Origin of the sequence: Amycolatopsis sp. SB7-3 (assembly GCF_041021335.1) — a bacterium.
GTDB classification, from domain to species: domain Bacteria; phylum Actinomycetota; class Actinomycetes; order Mycobacteriales; family Pseudonocardiaceae; genus Amycolatopsis; species Amycolatopsis japonica.
Genome location: NZ_JBFPJQ010000002.1, coordinates 617,871 through 635,926, shown reverse-complemented (window position 1 = coordinate 635,926; position 18,056 = coordinate 617,871). Strand labels below are relative to the sequence as shown.

The window sequence follows — 18,056 nt, the reverse complement described above, 5'->3', positions numbered from 1 at the left end:
GTGGCCGTCGCCGGGCTATTCGCCAAACGGTGGTCGCCCAAACGGTGGTCGCTCAGTACAACTCGATGACGAGCCGGTCGGTGAGCGCGCGCGAAACGCAGAGTGCCATCTGGCCCTCGCGGTCGGCGGCGGTCAGGCAGTTGTCCCGATGGTCCGGGGTGCCTTCGAGCACGCCGGACACGCACGAGCCGCAAATCCCTTCCTCGCAGGACTTGAAGACCTCGATGCCGTTGTCCTCGAGCACCGCCAGGATCGATTTCCCGGCCGGTACCTCGAATTCCTCGCCGGTGTCGAGTTCGACGGTGAGGGGACGGTCGCCGGAGGTGTCCACCTCGGCGGCTTCGAAATGTTCGACGTGCACGTGGTCCGCGCCGACGACCGGGCCGAGCACGTCGCCGACCTGTCGCATGAAACCGTCGGGTCCACAGGTGTAGACGTGGGCCGACGGGGTGATGCCCTCGGCGATCGTCCGCAGTACGGCGGGATGTCCGGCGCGGGGGACGCCGAAATGAAGCCGGACGCGGTCGGCGAATTCGACCCGTTCTTCGAGAAGTTCCACGAAAGCCGCGGTTTCCCGCGAGCGCGCGAAGTAGTGCAGCTCGAATTCGCTGCCCCAGGTGTAGAGCTCGTAGGCCATCGAAAGCAGCGGCGTGATGCCGATGCCGCCGGCGACGAGGACGTGCCGGTCCGCGTCTTCGGCGACGGTCAGCAGATTGCGCGGCTCGCTGATCTTGAGGTGGTCGCCGACCGAGACCTGGTGCATCGCCACGGATCCACCGCGCGAGGCCGGTTCCCGTTTGACCGCGATCAGGATCGAACGCGGGTCGTCGGGGGCCCCACACAGCGAATACTGCCGCAGCACCCCAGTCGGGCCGACCACGTCGACGTGCGCCCCGGCCCGGTAACGGACGCGCAGCGGCTCGTCGTCCTGCCGGACCAGCCGCAGGGTACGGATTTCCGGTGTCTCTTCGATGATTTCGACGACGCGGAAGAGGACGTTCGTCATCTGGATGCCTCCTGGTCAGCGCATGAACAGGCCGCCGTTCGCGTCCCAGCAGGCGCCGGTGACGGAGGCGGCTTCGGGGGAGGCGAGCAGCGCCACCATCTCGGCGATGAACGTCATGCTGCCCAGCCGTCCGACCGGGATGCCCGCCGTCAGCTTCGCGAGGTTCTCCTCACCGACGATCCGGTGGACCATGGGGCTGTCCTGCGGTCCGGGGGAGACCGCGTTCACGGTGACTCCCCGTGCGGCGAGCTCGCGGGCGAACACCTTGGTCGCGGTCAGGACCGCGCCCTTGGAGGACGCGTAGTGCCCGCCGGTCGAGGTGCCGCCATTCTGCCCGGCCAGCGAGGCCAGGTTCACGATCCGGCCGTACCCGGCTTCGGCCATATGCGCGCCGAACAGCTGGCAGGCGTGGAAGGTGCCGTTGAAGTTCACCGCCATCACCTCGTCGAGCTCCTGCGGCGTGATCTCCAGCAACGGCCGTGCCTGGGTGCGGGCGGCGTTGTTGACCAGCACCTGGACGCCGCCGAAATCGCCGAGCACCGACGCGAGCAATCGATCGATGTCCGGGCGGTTGGCGACGTCGACGTGGTAACTCTGGGCGTGCGCCCCGGTCCGGTCCAATTCGGTCGCGAGCCGTTTCGCGGCCGCCTCGTCGAGGTCGGCGATCGCCACCCGGTGGCCGCCGCCATGCAGGCGCCGGACGATCTGCTCGCCGAGCCCGGTCGCCCCGCCGGTGATCACGGCGACCGGCGCGGTGCCGCTCACAGCAGGAATCCCGCGGCGGGCACGGCTTCGTCGGCGTTGACGAGCCGGACGACCTTGCGGGCGAAGCGGTCTTCGTCGGCACTGGCGCCGAGGCGGACGACGTAGTCGACGTCCGCGGCCCAGAGGTCGTGACGGCCGCGTTTGTACGCCACGATGATCTGCGCTGCTTTGAGCGTGACCGATCGGTCGTCGACGTCCGTGGGGATGAAACGCGACACGGTCCGCACGGTGATCGCCGAGTCCACCGCGGCGATCGCGTAGCCCTCGGTCATCCGCCGTACGCGCAACCCGCGCATCCGGGCGTCGTCGTTGACCATGTTGAGGACGTCGTCGAAATCCTCGGCGTCGCGTTCGATCGGGATGACGTACATCGCGTCTTCGGCGTAAAGCCCTTGCCAGGTCTCGTAGTCCTTGCCGTCCAGCAGCGCGGCTTCGCGCCAGGCCAGCTCGATCGCGCGGACCACCCGCGGATCGGTGAGGGTCTCAGTCATCGCTCATCATCCGCTTCCATTGGGCGTACGCCGCCCGCATCCCGGTCTCGTCGGTGACATGGCTGGTCGGCCAGCCTTCGGCGGAGGGCTTCTCGCGCCCCAGACCGCGGTTGACCATGATCGGCAGCTCGGGCGCGCCCTGGGCGCCGCGCTGCACCCGGTCCCAGCCCTCGGAGTCGTCCGGGGTGCCGAATCCGAACGGACCCTGGAAATGTTCGTGGGCGCGCAGCCGCTCGCGGTTGACCGGCCCGACGATCTCGGCCGGGCCGTCACTGCCGAGGGCGACGTGCTCGATGACGGTCTCGTCGACACTGATCGGCCGCAGCACCCGGAAGAACGAGATCGACATCGACACGTTCGGGAACAGGTTGAGGTTGAAGCCCGTCCCGTGCACGGCACGGACGAGCCTGCGGATCTCGGTCTCGTCCGCCCCAGCGGCTTCGAGTTGGGCGACCAGGCCGTCGAACCGCGGCTGGAGCGGCTCGCTGCCGTCGTCCGCGTCCAGATCCGAGTGCTCGGGGACCATCTGCATCACCGAGTTGCCGTTCCCCAGATCGTGGGTGACCGCCGTCGGATCGGTCATGAACGACATCATCTCGGCGGTTTCCGCATCGACCGAGGCCATCCAGGACCGGTGCACGATGGGGAAGTGGTACCCGTCGGTGGTGTTCTCCAGCTGGATCTTCCAGTTGCCCCGATAGGTGAACCGGTGGGTGCCGAGCACCTTCACCGGATAACCGCCGCCCTGCGCCATGAAGCGATCGATCCACAGCTTGACGTCGCCGAGGAAGCCGGCCAGCGGCTCGGCGTCGGCGTTCAGGGTCGCGAAGATCATCCCGCCGTAGGACTCGGTGCGCAGGGTCTTCAGGCCGAGATCGGCCTTGTCCATGACGCCCTCGTACCCGTCGGGGTACGGGATGCCGCGCAGTTTGCCGTCCAGCCCGTAGGACCAGGCGTGATAGGGACAGGTGAAGCCGTTGGCGTGGCCGGTCTTCTTCTCGCAGAGTGACGCGCCCCGGTGGCGGCAGCGGTTCACCAGCGTGCGGATCTCGCCCTTGCGGTCCTTGGTGACGATGACCGGATGCCGTCCGACATGGGTCGACTTGAAACTGCCCGCCTTGGGCAGTTCCGATTCGTGGGCGACCCAGATCCAGGACCGCTCGAAGATCTTCGTCATCTCCTGGTCGAAGATCGCGGGGTCGGTGTACATCCGGCCGGCGACCCGGTCGCCGAGGACGAGGTCCGCGGGAGGCAGGTCGTACACGGTGGCGGCGGTGAAGTCGGTCATCGCGATCAGCCCCGGTATTCGCGCGGAGTGAGGGCGCGGCCGATGCGCGCTTCGATCTTGGCGTACTTCCACAGCTTCCACGGGCTGTCGCCGACGGGTGTGGTGCGCAGGAAATCGCACGCCTTCTTGACGGTCTCCTGCGTGTCGACGTCGCAGAGCAGGTAACAGGTCCACGGCCACCCGTCGGACGGGCCGACCATATGCGAGTCGTCGTCGATGTCGCCGATGAAGTCCACGCCGGGCAGGCCCTTGATGCCGTCCATCAGCGCGACGAAGGCGGTCCAGACGTCACCGGCGGCGACGCCGCCATCGGGCAGGTCGAAGAAGTTCTGGTTGATACCGATGCAGAACAGCACGCGCAGCGGGGTATCGCTCATGGTGGTGGTCCAACTCCTCGTCAGCGGTCGGTGGTGGGTCACTGGAAGCCGGGAACGGTGGGCGGATGGCCCATCAGCACCGCACCCGCGGCGTCGTACATGGCCGGACCCAGGAAGGCGTGCTGCTGCGGGACGAGGGCGTCGCCGAGCAGCCATTGCAGCGGGTGGTCGTCGGCGATGGCGCCCGTCCCGGACAGGCCGATGACCCGGTTGACGGTGTCGGCGGCGGTCTTCGCGAGATGGGTCGAGGCCAGCCGGAGATGGGCGTTCTGGTGCGGCGCCACGGGATCGCCGTCCAGCACGGTCTGCCACGCCTCGTCGGTGACCTCGTAGAAGTACGCCCGTGCCGAACGCATCGTCGCCTCGGCTTCGGCCAGTCCCGTCCGGTAGTAGGCGCGGTCGGCGAGTTTCGGCGCGCCCGTGACACCCGAACGGCCGCTGCCGACCTCGGTCGCGAAGTCGAGCGCCGCGCGGGCGACACCCGCTCCGACGACCGCCAGCACCTGTGAGGCGTACGCGAGCGTGGGGTAGCGGTACAACGGCTCGTCGATGGTGGGCTCACCGCCACGGATGAACGTCCATTCGCGTGGCACCTCGACCTTGTCGACGACCAGGTCGAAGGAACCGGTGCCCTTCATCCCGACGACGTCCCACTCCTGGACGATCTCGACCTGCTCGGGTCGTAGCAGGGCGGTGCGCGGCTTGCCGGCGGTCGTGTCGTCGCCTGGGATCCCGACGCCGAGGATGTCCGCACCCATGCAGCCGCTCGCGAACTTCCAGCGCCCGTCGACCAGGAAACCGGAGGCGGTCGGCTCGGCTCGTTGGACGGGGAAGAGACCACCGGCGAAGCACACGTCGGGACCGTCGGCGTAGAGCTCGGCCTGCGTCTCGACGGGCAGCGCCGCGAGGTACACCAGCGCAGAGCCGAAACTGGCCACCCATCCGGTGGATCCGTCGACGACGGAGATCCGCTCCACCATCCGCAGGAATTCCGCCGGGGGCAGGGGCCTGCCGCCGAACCGTCCGGGCGTCGCGGACCGGTAGACGCCTATCGCCTTGAGCCGGTCGACGAAGTCGCGGGAGACGTACCTCTGGTCCCGGAACTCCTGACGGCGCTCGAGGAGTTCGGCCAGGACATCGTCGAGTGTCACGGCCGGGCTCTCCTGGATCTGGGCCATCGGGCGCTCCTCGCGTCGTAGGGAAGATGTCTCCGACGCTAGGGATCATCGCCGCGTGTGGCCATTGGTCATTGCCTGCCGGTGGCCGGGGATTCCCACGCAGAGGGGTAGGGGAAATCCTTACCGGAGGGCCCGGCGGCGAACTCCTATGCTGAGGCCGTGGAGGTCGACCCGATCGCGCCCGAGCTGGCCACCGGCGACTTCGTGGCGATGATGAACGCCTCGAAGGTGTGCGTGCTGGTCCACGACGCGGCGACCAAGAACATCCTGTGGGCCAATCCCGCCGCGTGCGAAATGCTCGAATTCAGTCTTTCCGAGCTGCGCCCGCTCAAGGCCAACCACATGAGCAGCTCCGCCCAGCAGTACGACCGGGTGATCGGGCGGGCGTGGCTTCAGGCGGCGGTGGAACACGGTTCGAGCCGGATCGTGTGGCACTACCGGAGCAAATCCGGCCGGGTCATCCCCACCGACGCGGTCGCCATCCGGGTCGAACTGGAGCGCGGGCCCGCGGTGATGGTCCAGTTCCGCGACATCCAGCGCGCGGAGGAGATCGAACGAGAGCTGAAGCTGACGACGTCGTACGTCGACGCGCTGGCACGGCACACCTCGACCGTGGCGTTCATGCTTGACGCCGCCGGCGCGGTGCGGTTCGCGACGGACAGCGCGCTGACGTTCCTCGGCCTGACCGGCGACGACGACCGCCTGGCAGGCGAGCCGCTGACCGCGTACGCACGGCTGTACCTGGGCGGCAGGCCGGTGCGCTGGGCCGAGGTGGTCGCCGGTGCCGACCCGGTCGGGCCGGTGCAGCTGGAGTTGCCGGGGGAGAGCTCGATCTGGCTGGAAGGGAGCCTGGAGCGGCTTTCCGAGTCCGAGGTCGACGCGTATCTGATGATCCTGCACGACGTCTCCGAGCGCGTCCGCGGCGAAGCACGGCGAGAGCTGGAACTGCGGCACGAGAACTACTTGGCGCGCTACAACGCCATGGGGGACATGGCGATGGCGATCGCGCACGAACTCGGGCAGCCGCTGGCCGCCGCCGCGAACTTCATCGCGGGGATTCGCGCGCGGGCCGCCACGATCGCGGACGGCGGTGACGTCCGCGAGCAGATGGGCTACGGCCTGGACAGCGTCGCCCGCCAGATCGACCGGGCCAAGGACATCGTCGGTTCGCTGCGGTCCTTCGTCGGGCATCTGGAACAGGTCGAGCAGGTGGTCGACCTGAACGAGATCGTCCGGGAGTGCCTGTACTTCATCGAGCTGAGCGCCGCGCCGAACTCCGTCGCCGTCGAGGTCCGGCTCGATCCGGCGCCGGTGCTGGTGCGGTGTGAACGCGTCCTCACCGGGCAGGTGGTGATGAACCTCTGCCTCAACGCGATCGACGAGACCACCGAATGCGAACCCGTGCAGCGACGGATCACAGTGGGCACCGAGGCCAAGGAAGGCGTCGGCGTCCTCACCGTCGACGATCACGGCCGTGGTGTCGCCAGGGATCCGTTCGCCGAGTCCTTCACCAGCAAACCCGGTGGCAGCGGGATCGGGCTGGCGCTGAGCCACCGCATCATCACCCGGCAGCACGGGAGCATCTGGGCCGAGCGGCGGGAAGGCGGGGGCTCGCGGTTCGGGTTCGCGCTGCCGCTGGACACGTAAGGGAAATCCTCAGGCGGCGCGGTGGAAGTCGGGATATCGCCGGTTTCGGCCCCGGCTCTAGCGTCGAGGTATGCCCGATGAGCTGACCACCACCCAGCGACGGTTTCGCGCGGCGATGGCGAACCTTTCGACGGCTGTCAACATCGTCACCACCGACGGCGTCAGCGGCCGCGCCGGCATCACGGTGAGCGCGGTCTGCTCGGTCACCGACTCGCCGCCGACGCTGCTGGTCTGCGTCAACCAGTCGAGCTACACGCACGACATCTTCCGGACCAACGGCAGGATGGCCATCAACGTCCTGGCCCCCCAGCACGAGGATCTCGCCCTGCAGTTCGCCGGGGCGACGGACGTGCCGATGCTCGACCGGTTCCGGTTCGAGGTCTGGGATCACGACAGGTTCCGCATCCCCGTCGTCCGCGACGCGGCCGCCGTTCTCATCGGAGGAGTCGGCGCCGAGTTCACCCAGGGCACGCACACGGTGCTTTTCGTCGAGGTCGAGGACGTCTTCGTCGACGAGGACGCCGGGGGCCTCGCCTACTTCCGCCGCGAGTTCCACCGGATCGCGCCATGAGCGAGCGCACGACGTTGATGTGTTACAACGACAACCACGGGTACGGCTGGCGCCATGTGGATCTGTTCGTGCACGACGCCGAGGGCCGTGAGCTGAACTGGGTCCATTGGCAGGCCCCGGCCGACGGTCCCGACGCCGCCGACGAGGTGACGGCGCGGGTCGAACCCAGGCTGAAGCGGACGTCCGAGTGGCGGCACGCGGTCAGCGCCGGCGGCGTCGACTACTGGGAAGCGGATGCCGCTTGGGAGGACGAGTGAACCTCAGGCGCCCGTGGTCGCTGCGGGAACTCGTCCAGGACCTGCGGCAGGGGCGCACCACTCCGGAGGCGGCCGCGAAACGCGCCCTCGCCCGGATCGCCGAGACGGACGCGGAGCTGCGCGCCTGGGTCGACCGGACGGACTTCCCGCCGGGCGCGGGTGTGCCACTCGGGGTCAAGGACATCATCGATCTGGCGGGTTTGCCCACCCGTTGCGGTTCGACACTGCGCGCGGAGGCCGCTCCGGCGACCTTGGACGCGGCGATCGTGACGGCGTGGCGCGCGGCCGGGATGGCTCCGCTCGGAAAGACGGTCACTACCGAGTTCGCGTTCTTCGCGCCCGGCCCGACCCGGAATCCCGCGGCTCTCGGCCATACCCCGGGAGGTTCGTCGAGCGGGTCGGCCGCCGCGGTCGCGTCCGGGCAGGTGCCGTTGGCGCTCGGTTCGCAGACCGCCGGGTCGGTCACCAGGCCGGCGTCGTACTGCGGGGTCGCGTCGCTGGTGATGAGCCACGGCCGGTATCCGGTCACCGGGGTGACGGGATTGAGCCCCAGCTTGGACAGCCACGGCGTCTTCGCGGCCACGGCGGCCGACCTCGCGCTCGCGTGGTCCGCGCTGACCGGCGATCCCGCACGGGAATCGCGTCCGCCGCGGATCCTGGTGTGGTCCGCCGACGCGCTCGACGTCGTCGAAGCACCGATGCGGCATGCGCTGACCCAAGCGGCGAAGCGTCTGCAGGACGCCGGGGCGACCGTCGAGCCGTTCCGCGACGAACAGCTGATGGTCGAGCTCACGGCCGCGCATCCCGTCGTGATGGCCTACGAAGCAGCGCGGGAAAGGGCCGCCGAACTCGCGGTGGCCGAGCGCTTGAGCGCTCCCTTGGCGCGGTTGCTCCAGGCCGGGGCAGCGACGTCGGCCGACGAATACGAAACCGCCCGCGCCACCATCGCCGACGGTGCCGTCCGTCTGGCCGACGCTTTCGACGTCGTGCTCGGCCCGGCCGCGCCCGGCGCGGCGCCACACGGACTGGACGCGACCGGGAACCCGGTGCTGAGCCGAGGCTGGCAGGCGCTCGGCCTGCCCGTGGTCACCATTCCCGGATTCACCGACGCGGCGGGTCTGCCGCTCGGTCTGCAACTCGTCGGCCGTCACGGTGGGGAGAACGAGCTGCTCGGGCACGCGTGCTGGGCGGAGCGGGTGCTCGCCGGGGATTCATGATAGGGAGCTCTTCATGGTCACCACCGATTCCGCGTCCGGCGGCGAGACGTCGCCGGTGGTCTACATCGTCGACGACGACGAGGCCATCCGCCAATCCCTGGTGTTCCTGCTGGAGAGCGTCGGGATCCAGGCGCTCGTCTACCCGGACGGGCCGACGTTCCTGGAGGAGTTCGACCCCGGCGAGCCGAGCGTGCTGATCATCGACGTCCGGATGCCGGGGCTCAGCGGCCTGCAACTGCAGGAGAAGCTGGTCGCCCGTGAATTCCCGGCCCCGGTGATCTTCTGTTCTGCGCACGGCGACATCCCGATGTCGGTGCGGGCGCTGCGCCTGGGTGCCGTCGACTTCCTCGAGAAACCGTACGAGCCGCAGCGGATGCTGGAGGTCGTCCAGGCGCAGCTGGTGGTCGCGGCGGAACGGTTCGCGGAGGCCGCGTGCCGCAAAGCCGTCGCCGAGCGGATCGCGACGCTGACCCCGCGCGAACGGGAGGTGCTCCGGCTGGTGATCGACGGCCTGCCCAGCCAGCTGATCGCGCGGCGGCTGGGCACGAGCGTGAAGACCGTCGACGTGCACCGGGCCCGGATCAAGGCCAAGACCGAGTCGGACAGCCTCGGCACTCTGGTGCGGGATGTCCTTCAGCACCAGGTCACCGTCTAGGTGCGAGCGGGAATTCCGGCGCAAGTCCGTGAAGGCCTCCTTGAGGGACTCTGGGTCCCTCAAGGAGGCCTTCACGGACTGGGCACCCAAGCGCGGCGTGAGCGGAGGCGTGACTCGCGTGATCAGGGACGTGACTCGCGTGATTGGAGGCCGCGCTCGGGGTGTTCCGCCGCTGATCACGCGAGTTCCGGCTTCGATCACGCGAGTTTCGGCTTCGATCACGTGAGTGCGGCCGATCGGTCCAGGTGGTCGTGAGTGGCGATTCGGGTTAGAACACGAATCGCCACTCACGACACGCGGTCAAGCCATCAGTACCGAAGTCGCCGGGAAGTCCGAAGCGAACCCCGCGGGCAGCGGCGCGATGAAGACGTTCTCGGTGCGCGTACGGGTGATCAGCCAACGTCCGTCCTCGCGCCGGAACGCGTTGTTGAGCCTGCTCGATCGCAGCAGCCCCGTCCCGTCGGCGTACAGCCACGGCTGGACGTGGATCCATTGCCCGTCGGCCTGATCGCCGTCGACGTGGATCTGTTCCGAGGTCAGGTAATGGGCGTTGAGGACCAGCGCCGGGTCCCGCTTCTCGCCCCAGAACCGCCGGAAATGCGCCCGGATCGCGTCCTTGCCCACCGCGCGGCCGAACTGCCCGTCGTAGTGCTCGCCGACGCCTTCCCAGACGGCGTCCTCGGCGTAGAGCTCGAGGATCAGGTCGATGCGCCGGTCGTCGTCGGTGACGCCGTACTCCGGACACGGCGTGTCGCAGAGGAACATGTAGCGGGCCTGGACGCGGCGGATCTCGGCCTCGGCCTCCAGCACCTCGACGCGGCACCGGAGTCCGGTGAGTTCGTCGTTCATCGGTGGGTCCTCACGGGTGCGGTTTCGGGAAGGGCCAGCAGGCAGACGACGGTCAGCGCCATCCCGCCCGCCAGGTAGTAGCCGACCGACGTCGACGTGCCCGTCCATTCGATGAGCCGGTTCGCCATCGACGGCGCGAGACCGCCGCCGAGTACCGCACCGATCTGGTACGCCAGCCCGGCGCCGGATTGCCGTTGTTCGGGCGTGAACAGTTCCGTCAGGTAGGTGATCAGCGGGCCGAACAGGAACCCGGTGAGCGCGAAACCGACGGCGATGGCGAGCGCCCAGGCGGTCAGCGTGCCGACCCGCGCGATCGGGAAAAGCGCGAACATGTACGCCAGGACAGCGACGGACGCCGCGAGCATTACGGGTTTGCGGCCCAGTCGGTCCGAGAGCCGGGCGCCGAGCACGACCGTCACCGCGTGGATCGCGAGGCCGGGCAACGTGCACCACAGCACGTCCTGGATGTCCAGGCCGAGGCCCTTCGGTGCGGGACCGGCGGCGTAGGAGAGCATGAATCCGGCCAGGACGAACATGACGCCGTTGAGCCCGGTGTTCGCGCCGGCGGCGAGCAACAGCCTGCCCCAGTTGTCGCGGATGACGTTCCAGATCGGGATCTTGACGATTTTCTCGTCCAGTTTGCTGGCCGCGAGCTCGTGGAAGACCGGCGATTCCTCGAGCGCGCGCCGTGCCCAGACACCGATGGCGAGGACGACCGCGCCCGCGATGAACGGGATCCGCCAGCCCCAGCTTGTGATGACCCCTTGCGGCAAGTAGAAGATCAGCACGAAGGCGAGGTTCGCCAGCAGCGCGCCGAGCGGCGAACCCAAGGCGACGAAGGCGCCGAACGCCGCCCGTCGTGACGGCGGCGCGTGCTCCACGGCGAGCACCGACGCTCCGCCCAGTTCACCACCCCGGGAGAAACCGTGCACCAGGCGCAACAGGACGAGCAGGAACGGCGCCGCGACCCCGATGGTGGCGTAGCCGGGCAACAGTCCCATCAGGACGGTGGCCGCGCCCATGAGGTAGAAGGTGATGAGCATGGCGCGACGGCGGCCGTAGCGGTCGCCCACCCAGCCCATCACGATCGCGCCGAGCGGCGCGACGACGTAGCCGATCGTGTAGGTCGCCAGGCTCATGAACGAGGCGAACCAGGGATCGGTGTCGCCGGAGAAGAACACCTTCGGGAAGACCAGCGCGGAGGCGACGGTGTAGATGGAGAAGTCGAAGAACTCCAGCGAGGTCCCGGCACCCGCGCCGATCGCGAGCCGGCGGGTCTGGGTCGAAGTGGTCCTGGATGGAGCGGTGGATGCTGTCATGCGCGCTCTTCCTTGAACGGTGACGGGCGGTCGACGTTGCGCCCCTCCCCGGCAACGTTCGTCCCAAGGTAGGAAGGCCGGGGTGCCGCGCCTATTGGAGGAAACTGTTGGCGGGCTGAAGGATTTCCCTACCGTGGCCCACCTGGAGCCAGAATCGGCCACGGATGTGGCGATAACGAGCAGGTCGCCACCGCTTCTTGTCCGAAAGGGCCATCGGGTGCGATGGTGTGCGTCGTGAGCGCGATCAACGATCTGCCCGCCACCGTTCAGGCCGGACTGCTGGCCTCCGGAGAGTTGTCGGCGAGGGAACTGCTCGACGCCACCCTCGATCGCGTGGCGGCGGTGAACCCGGTGCTGAACGCCGTCGTCAGTATCGACGAGGAGCGGGCGTGGGCCGCTGCGACGGCGGCCGACGAGGCACGGGCCGCCGGTCGGTCGCTCGGGCCGCTGCACGGGCTTCCACTCGCGATCAAGGACCTCCACGCGACGGCGGGGATGCGCACCACCCTCGGTTCGCCGGCGTTCGCGGACAACGTCCCCGACGCCGACGAACTCGTCGTCGCCCGGATGCGCGCGGCCGGGGCGATCGTCTTCGGCAAGACGAACGTTCCCGAGTTCGGCGCTGGTTCGCACACCTTCAACCCGGTGTTCGGCCTGACCCGCAACCCCTACGCGCCGGACCGTTCAGCGGGCGGTTCGAGCGGAGGCGCGGCCGCCGCGCTCGCGGCCGGGATGACGTCGCTGGCCGACGGCAGCGACATGGGCGGCTCGCTGCGGAATCCCGCCTCCTTCTGCAATGTCGTCGGCCACCGGCCGAGTCCGGGGCGGGTCCCGACCTGGCCAGCCAAGGACGCCTGGTTCACCCTCGGCGTGCAAGGCCCGATGGGACGCACGGTCGCCGACACTGCGCTGCTGCTGTCCGTCCAGGCGGGCCCCGACGAACGCGCCCCGCTGTCGCTGGCCGAACCCGGCAGCGTGTTCACCGCCGGATTGCCGACCCGGTTGGACGGCTTGCGGATCGCGGTTTCGCCCGATCTGGGCGGCCTTGTGCCCGTGGACGCCGACATCGCGACGGTCGTGGAAGGGCAGGTGGACGTGCTGCGCCGGCTCGGCGCCGAGGTCGTCTCCGGCTGTCCGGATCTGACCGGGGCCGAGGAGGTGTTCCAGACCTTCCGCGCGCTGAACTACGCGCAATCCGTCGGCGACCTCGTCGACAGCGAGCCGGACAAGGTCAAGGAGACCGTCCGCTGGAACGTCGCGAAAGGACGCGCGCTCACCGGAGCGGACGTCGCGACCGCCAACCGGCTGCGCACCGAACTGTTCCACCGCGTGCGCGCCTACTTCGCCGACGTGGACGCCGTCGTTCTTCCCGCCAGCCAAGCACTTCCGTTCGACGCGGAGCTGGAATACCCGAAGACCGTCGGCGGGACCGAGGTCGAGAACTATCTGCACTGGATGCGCGCGGCCTACCTGATCACGGCCACGGAATGCCCGGCCACGGCCGTCCCGGCGGGGTTCACCGCCGACGGGCTGCCGATCGGGGTCCAGGTGGTCACCCCGCATCATGCGGATTTGCGCGCGCTGGGGATCGCCCACGCGCTGGAGCAGGCGACCGGTCACACCGCTCGCAGACCGGCCTGACCGTCGCATGGTGGTGCCAGCGCTACCACGAGTCTTCCCTCACGCGGGATCGATCACGGCCCTCGCCGCCCGTAGGTTTTGGCGAGAGAGATCACCACCGCTAAGGGGAAATGATGAATTCAGGGGGCGCATGCGCCTTGACGCTGGAATCCGTGAGCAAGGTCTACGGATCCGGTGATGGCGCGGTCACGGCTTTGAACGGGGTGACCGTCGATGTGCGCCGGGGCACGTTCACCGCGGTGATGGGACCGTCGGGCTCGGGCAAGAGCACCTTCCTGCACTGCGCGGCCGGGCTGGACAAGCCCAGCTCGGGCCGGGTGCTGCTGGGGGACACGGAATTGAGCAGGATGCGGGAGAAGGCGCTCACCGAGCTGCGGCGGACGCGTATCGGGTTCATCTTCCAGGCCTACAACCTGTTGCCGTCGCTGAACGTGCTGCAGAACATCACGCTGCCGCTGCGGCTGGCCGGGAAGAAGCCGGACCCGCAGTGGCTGCGCGAGATCGTCGAAGGCGTGGGGATCGCGAAGCGGCTCGAACACCGTCCGTCCGAACTGTCCGGTGGCCAGCAGCAGCGGGTCGCGATCGCCCGCGCGCTGGTCACCCGGCCGGAGGTCGTCCTCGCCGACGAGCCGACCGGGGCGCTGGACACCCGCACCGCGAAACAGGTCCTCGACCTTCTTCGCTCCATTGTGGACGGTATGGGGCAGACCGTGCTGATGGTCACCCACGACCCGGTCGCGGCGTCGGCCGCGCACAGCGTCCTGTTCCTCGCCGACGGCAGGCTGGCCGGTCACCTCCCGGCGCCGACGCCGGAGCGGGTCGCCGAGCGTATGACCCACCTCGGGGAGTGGTGACGTCATGTGGGATTTGGCCTGGCAGACGACGAAGACCCGCTTGAGCGGTTTCGTCGGCGCGTTCGTCGCGATCCTGTGCGGGACGGCGCTGGTCGCCGGTTGCGGCGTCCTGATGGAATCCGGACTGCGCGCCGGTGTCCCCACCCAGCGGTACGCCGACACGGCGGTCGTCGTGGGCGGCGGGCAGACGGTCGCCCCGCCCGGGACCGGTGCGCTCGACGGCCAGCAGGTCGCCGAGCAGGCGACGGTGCCGGTGACGCTCACGGGCGCGATCACCGCGGTGCCCGGCGTGCGTGGTGTGGTGGCGGAGCAGAGCTTCCCGGCCACCGTGGTGACCGCCGACGGCCGGCCGTTGACCGGGCCGGAAGGCGGCCAGTCGCTCGGTCACAACTGGGACGCCGCCGTACTGGCGCCGTTCTCCTTGCGCGACGGCCAGGCGCCCGCCGGTGCCGACGACGTGGTCCTGGACGCGGACCTCGCGTCACGGAGCGGTGTGACCGTGGGGCAGCGGGTGAAGATCGCCGTCCGCTCGGCACCGGTCGAGTTCCGGGTCTCCGGGATCGCCGCCCCGAAGACGGGTGACGGTCTCACCCGGCAGTCCGCGCTGTTCTTCTCACCGGAGAAGGCCACCGAACTCGCCGGGATCCCCGGACAGGCGCACGCGATCGGCGTGCTGGCGGAGCCCGGTGTCACGCCGGGCGACCTCGCCGAAAAGATCAGCGCCGCGGTCGGCGACAAGGTGACGGTGACGACCGGGGTCGAGCGCAGCACGGTCGAGTTCCTCGACGTCAGCCAGACCCGGATGCTGCTGATGGCGCTCGCGGGCTCGTTCGGCGGGTTCGCGCTCCTCATCGCGGTGTTCGTCGTGGCCAGCACCCTGGCGCTCGTCATCAACCAGCGCCGCCGGGAGTTCGCCCTGCTGCGGGCGATCGCGGCGACACCGCAGCAGATCCGCAAGCTCATCGGCGCCGAGACGATGATCGTCGCCTCGGTCGCCGGGGTGCTGGGCAGCGGTCTCGGGGTGGCGGTGGGCTTCGGCCTGCGCAACGCCTTCGGTGCCATCGGGGTGATCCCGCCGGACTTCGAACTGGCGATCAGCCCGATCCCGCTCGTCGCCGCACTGGTGCTGGGTCTAGGCACGGCGCGGCTGGCCGCCTGGTCGGCTTCGCGGCGTCCGTCGTCGATCCGGCCGGTGGAGGCACTCGGCGAGGCCGCGGTGGAGCGGCGCGAACTCGGCCGGGTGCGCCTGATCGTCGGCTGCGCGCTGATGGCGGTCGGTCTCGCCGGGGCGATGGTCCCCATCTTCGTGCGTGGTGAGGCGGGATTGGCGGCTTCGGGCAGTTCGGCGCTGGTGATCGTGATCGGGCTGGGCGTGCTCGGCCCGAAGGTGGTCGCCCTCATGACGCGGCTGATCGCCCCGGTGCTGAACCGGACTTCGCGGATCAGCGGCTACCTGGCCGCCGCGAACAGCCAGGCCAACGCGCGGCGGCTGGCGGCCGCGGTGACACCGGTGATGCTGGCGGTCTCGTTCGCGCTGACGATGTTCTACAGCCAGACCTCGGCGGCCGCGGCACGCCAGGAGGAGACCGTCGAGTCGACGACGGCGGACTACGTGCTCGCCAGTGGCACCGGCGGGCTGTCCCCGGAGGTCGCCGAGGCGGCACGGCGTGTCCCCGGTGTCTCCGCCGCGACGCCGGTCGTGCGCACCGAGGTGCTGAACACGGTGCAGGAGCAGGACAAACTGCGCGTCGAGCGGTACGCGGCACAGGGACTGGACGGCGCGCAGGTCCGCGGGAACCTCGATCCGGGTGTCGTGTCGGGCAAGATCACCGACCTGACCGGGAACACCGTGGCGATGAGCGAATCGGAAGCCGACTGGTACGAGAAGAAGATCGGCGACGAGGTCGAGTTCTTCTTCGGTGACGGCGCTCCGGCGAAGCTGCGGCTGGTCGCCACGTACACCCGTGAGCAGGCTTTCGGCCGGTACGTGCTGCCCGCCGAGCTCGCGAGGGCGCACACCGGCGACCGGATGGACGATTCGGTGCTGGTGCGGCAGCAACCCGACGCGGATTCCGCCGCCGTGACCGCCGCGCTGAACGAACTCGCGGTCCGCTATCCGGGGCTGGCCGTGACACCGGCATCGGCGGTGGCCGCACCCGCGAACGGGCAGCAGGACGCCCAGTTCTACGTGAACCTGGTCGCCGTCGGGGTCATCCTCGGCTACGTCGTGATCTCGGTGGCGAACACACTGGTGATGAGCACGGCACAGCGCTCACGGGAGTTCGCGTTGCTGCGCCTGATCGGCACGACGAAACGCCAGGTGGTGCGGATGATGCGCTTCGAAGCACTGGCGACGGTCGGGGTCGCGGCCCTGCTGGGCACCGTGGTGGCGGGGATCCCCCTGATGCTGCTGAACCTCGGCCTGCGCGGGACACCGCTGCCGTCGGGCACGGTCACCGTCTTCGGCGGGGTCATCGCCGGGGCGATCCTGCTCGGGCTGGTCTCGCTCGGCCTCGCCACCCGCGTGGCGCTGCGGTCGAAGCCGATCGAAGCGATCGGTCTCCGCGAATAGCGCGTTCCCGTCGTCCGGTCAGCTCTCAGCGGCGGGCCGGACGGCGGGGATCTTCCCGCCGCGGAAGGCGTCCACGAACAACCGGTGGTCGTCCCGCGACTGCTCGGCGTAGGCCATCCCGAACTCGGTCAGCGTGCGGACGAACTCGTCCTCGCGATCGCCGATGACCGCGGCGATGGCCTCTTCGCTCTGGAAATCGACCAGCGTCTGCTCGGAGTCCGAATCGGACACGCAGTGCATCTTCGCGGTGGCGCGGCCGAGATAGTCGAGGACCGGCCCCATCTCCGACGGCTCGGTCAGCTCGGACCAGTCCAAGTCGTCGACGTAGGGCGACAGCTCCGAGACGACGAACCCGGTCCCGTCGATCTCCGTGTACCCGAGCCACGGGTCCGCGTGCGCCTGCAACGCGCGCTGGGAGACGGCGGTGCGATGCCCCTCGTTGGTGAAGTAGCCGCGGATGCGCTCCTCGGCGACGATGCGGCTCGGCGCCGCGACATTCCCCTGTTTCATCGACAGGACGACGTCGTTCTCGAGCGCCTGGGTCCGTCCCTCGACGAGGATGTTGTACGCGGGCAACCCGGCGGAACCGATCCCGAATCCGGTCCGGCCGACGATGTCCTTGACCCGGTAGGTGATGCTGCCGAACCGCTTGTTCTCCGGAATGGTGTCCAAATAGGACTCGAAGGCCTGGATCGCGATTTCGCGTTCGGCCTCGTCGAGGACGCGGACGCCCGGACCGTGCCGGAACCTGCGGTCGTAGTCCTCCACGGTGGTCAGCTCGTCGAGCAGGTCGATCCGGGTTTTAAGCCGGGCCCTGAGCAGGACGTTGTGCAGGACACCCTCGGTGCTGTCCAGCTGGAGCCGGACGAGTTCGTCGCCGGGGCGCTCGGCGTACTCGCGCACCTGTTTGACGTAGGCGCGCAGATAGGTGCCGATCAGCGTCTCGATGTCGTCGTCGGAGATCGCCTTGCTCCACGCCAGTAGCGCGACACTGGCGGCCAGCCGTTTGAGGTCCCAGGTGAAGCAGCCGAGATAGGCCTCGTCGAAGTCGTTGACGTCGAATACCAGCGTCCCGGACGAATCCATGTAGCTGCCGAAGTTCTCGGCGTGCAGATCGCCCTGGATCCACACGCGGCCGGTCTCGGCGTTCGACCACGGATCGTCCTCGTCCGCCATGTCCGCGTAGAACAGGCACGCCGAGCCCCGGTAGAAGGCGAACGGCGCGGCGGCCATCTTGCGGAACTTGCGGCGGAACGCGTCGGCGTCCGCGCGCATGAGGTTCTCGAAGGCCTCCACCAGCACCTCGACGATCCGCGCCTGACGAGCGTCCTCGCCCTGCTCGCGGATCGACTCGACCACACCTGCCATC

17 protein-coding genes are annotated in these 18,056 nt (G+C 69.2%); 8 read left to right on the top strand and 9 right to left on the bottom strand.

Features of this window, described 5'->3' with window-relative positions:
• Window positions 1-52: 52 nt before the first annotated feature.
• Genes AB8M46_RS21125 through AB8M46_RS21100 form a run of 6 tightly spaced genes read right to left on the bottom strand, consistent with a single transcriptional unit; the run spans window position 53 to window position 5,105 of the window.
• On the bottom strand, window positions 53-1,006 hold the full coding sequence (locus tag AB8M46_RS21125; RefSeq protein WP_394361286.1) for a PDR/VanB family oxidoreductase: 954 nt from the start codon (window positions 1,004-1,006) through the stop codon (window positions 53-55).
• A 15-nt stretch (window positions 1,007-1,021) separates the two neighbouring features.
• Window positions 1,022-1,771: an SDR family NAD(P)-dependent oxidoreductase gene (locus tag AB8M46_RS21120; protein WP_394361285.1), complete on the bottom strand. Its 750-nt coding sequence runs from the start codon at window positions 1,769-1,771 to the stop codon at window positions 1,022-1,024.
• Window positions 1,768-2,262, bottom strand: coding sequence for an aromatic-ring-hydroxylating dioxygenase subunit beta (locus AB8M46_RS21115; RefSeq protein WP_125733788.1), 495 nt, complete (start codon window positions 2,260-2,262; stop codon window positions 1,768-1,770). The genes AB8M46_RS21120 and AB8M46_RS21115 overlap by 4 nt, the downstream gene beginning before the upstream one ends.
• Complete coding sequence (locus tag AB8M46_RS21110) at window positions 2,255-3,550, bottom strand: Rieske 2Fe-2S domain-containing protein (RefSeq protein WP_394361284.1); 1,296 nt, start codon at window positions 3,548-3,550, stop codon at window positions 2,255-2,257. The genes AB8M46_RS21115 and AB8M46_RS21110 overlap by 8 nt, the downstream gene beginning before the upstream one ends.
• 5 nt (window positions 3,551-3,555) lie before the next feature.
• Window positions 3,556-3,927, bottom strand: coding sequence for a hypothetical protein (locus AB8M46_RS21105; RefSeq protein WP_037338488.1), 372 nt, complete (start codon window positions 3,925-3,927; stop codon window positions 3,556-3,558).
• A 38-nt stretch (window positions 3,928-3,965) separates the two neighbouring features.
• Complete coding sequence (locus AB8M46_RS21100; RefSeq protein WP_394361283.1) at window positions 3,966-5,105, bottom strand: acyl-CoA dehydrogenase family protein; 1,140 nt, start codon at window positions 5,103-5,105, stop codon at window positions 3,966-3,968.
• 159 nt (window positions 5,106-5,264) lie between these two features.
• Between AB8M46_RS21100 and AB8M46_RS21095 the strand changes: the two genes are divergently transcribed.
• The 5 genes from AB8M46_RS21095 to AB8M46_RS21075 all read left to right on the top strand — a co-directional run bounded on the left by AB8M46_RS21095 (window position 5,265) and on the right by AB8M46_RS21075 (window position 9,452).
• Window positions 5,265-6,752, top strand: a complete 1,488-nt coding sequence (locus AB8M46_RS21095) for an ATP-binding protein (protein WP_394361282.1) — start codon at window positions 5,265-5,267, stop codon at window positions 6,750-6,752.
• Window positions 6,753-6,822: 70 nt separating this feature from the next.
• Complete coding sequence (locus tag AB8M46_RS21090) at window positions 6,823-7,323, top strand: flavin reductase (RefSeq protein ID WP_037338480.1); 501 nt, start codon at window positions 6,823-6,825, stop codon at window positions 7,321-7,323.
• A complete protein-coding gene (locus tag AB8M46_RS21085) occupies window positions 7,320-7,580 on the top strand; it encodes a hypothetical protein (RefSeq protein ID WP_037338477.1) in 261 nt (86 codons plus the stop codon). Before AB8M46_RS21090 ends, AB8M46_RS21085 begins: the two co-directional genes overlap by 4 nt.
• Window positions 7,577-8,797, top strand: a complete 1,221-nt coding sequence (locus AB8M46_RS21080; RefSeq protein WP_394361281.1) for an amidase — start codon at window positions 7,577-7,579, stop codon at window positions 8,795-8,797. Before AB8M46_RS21085 ends, AB8M46_RS21080 begins: the two co-directional genes overlap by 4 nt.
• A 13-nt stretch (window positions 8,798-8,810) precedes the next feature.
• On the top strand, window positions 8,811-9,452 hold the full coding sequence (locus AB8M46_RS21075; RefSeq protein WP_378415086.1) for a response regulator transcription factor: 642 nt from the start codon (window positions 8,811-8,813) through the stop codon (window positions 9,450-9,452).
• A gap of 300 nt (window positions 9,453-9,752) precedes the next feature.
• On the opposite strand, the gene AB8M46_RS21070 is transcribed toward AB8M46_RS21075, so the two are convergent.
• Together AB8M46_RS21070 and AB8M46_RS21065 are read right to left on the bottom strand one after the other, a co-directional pair.
• A complete protein-coding gene (locus tag AB8M46_RS21070; protein ID WP_394361280.1) occupies window positions 9,753-10,301 on the bottom strand; it encodes a nuclear transport factor 2 family protein in 549 nt (182 codons plus the stop codon).
• Window positions 10,298-11,620: an MFS transporter gene (locus AB8M46_RS21065; RefSeq protein ID WP_394361279.1), complete on the bottom strand. Its 1,323-nt coding sequence runs from the start codon at window positions 11,618-11,620 to the stop codon at window positions 10,298-10,300. The genes AB8M46_RS21070 and AB8M46_RS21065 overlap by 4 nt, the downstream gene beginning before the upstream one ends.
• 234 nt (window positions 11,621-11,854) lie before the next feature.
• Here AB8M46_RS21065 and AB8M46_RS21060 point away from each other — a divergent pair, with 234 nt between their 5' ends.
• From AB8M46_RS21060 to AB8M46_RS21050, 3 genes are all read left to right on the top strand, one after another.
• Window positions 11,855-13,261: an amidase gene (locus AB8M46_RS21060; protein ID WP_394361278.1), complete on the top strand. Its 1,407-nt coding sequence runs from the start codon at window positions 11,855-11,857 to the stop codon at window positions 13,259-13,261.
• Window positions 13,262-13,374: 113 nt separating this feature from the next.
• Window positions 13,375-14,115: an ABC transporter ATP-binding protein gene (locus AB8M46_RS21055; RefSeq protein WP_037338465.1), complete on the top strand. Its 741-nt coding sequence runs from the start codon at window positions 13,375-13,377 to the stop codon at window positions 14,113-14,115.
• A 4-nt stretch (window positions 14,116-14,119) separates the two neighbouring features.
• Window positions 14,120-16,687, top strand: a complete 2,568-nt coding sequence (locus tag AB8M46_RS21050; protein WP_394361277.1) for an FtsX-like permease family protein — start codon at window positions 14,120-14,122, stop codon at window positions 16,685-16,687.
• An 18-nt stretch (window positions 16,688-16,705) separates the two neighbouring features.
• On the opposite strand, the gene AB8M46_RS21045 is transcribed toward AB8M46_RS21050, so the two are convergent.
• A complete protein-coding gene (locus AB8M46_RS21045; RefSeq protein ID WP_394361276.1) occupies window positions 16,706-18,055 on the bottom strand; it encodes a DUF2252 domain-containing protein in 1,350 nt (449 codons plus the stop codon).
• Window position 18,056: the final 1 nt, after the last annotated feature.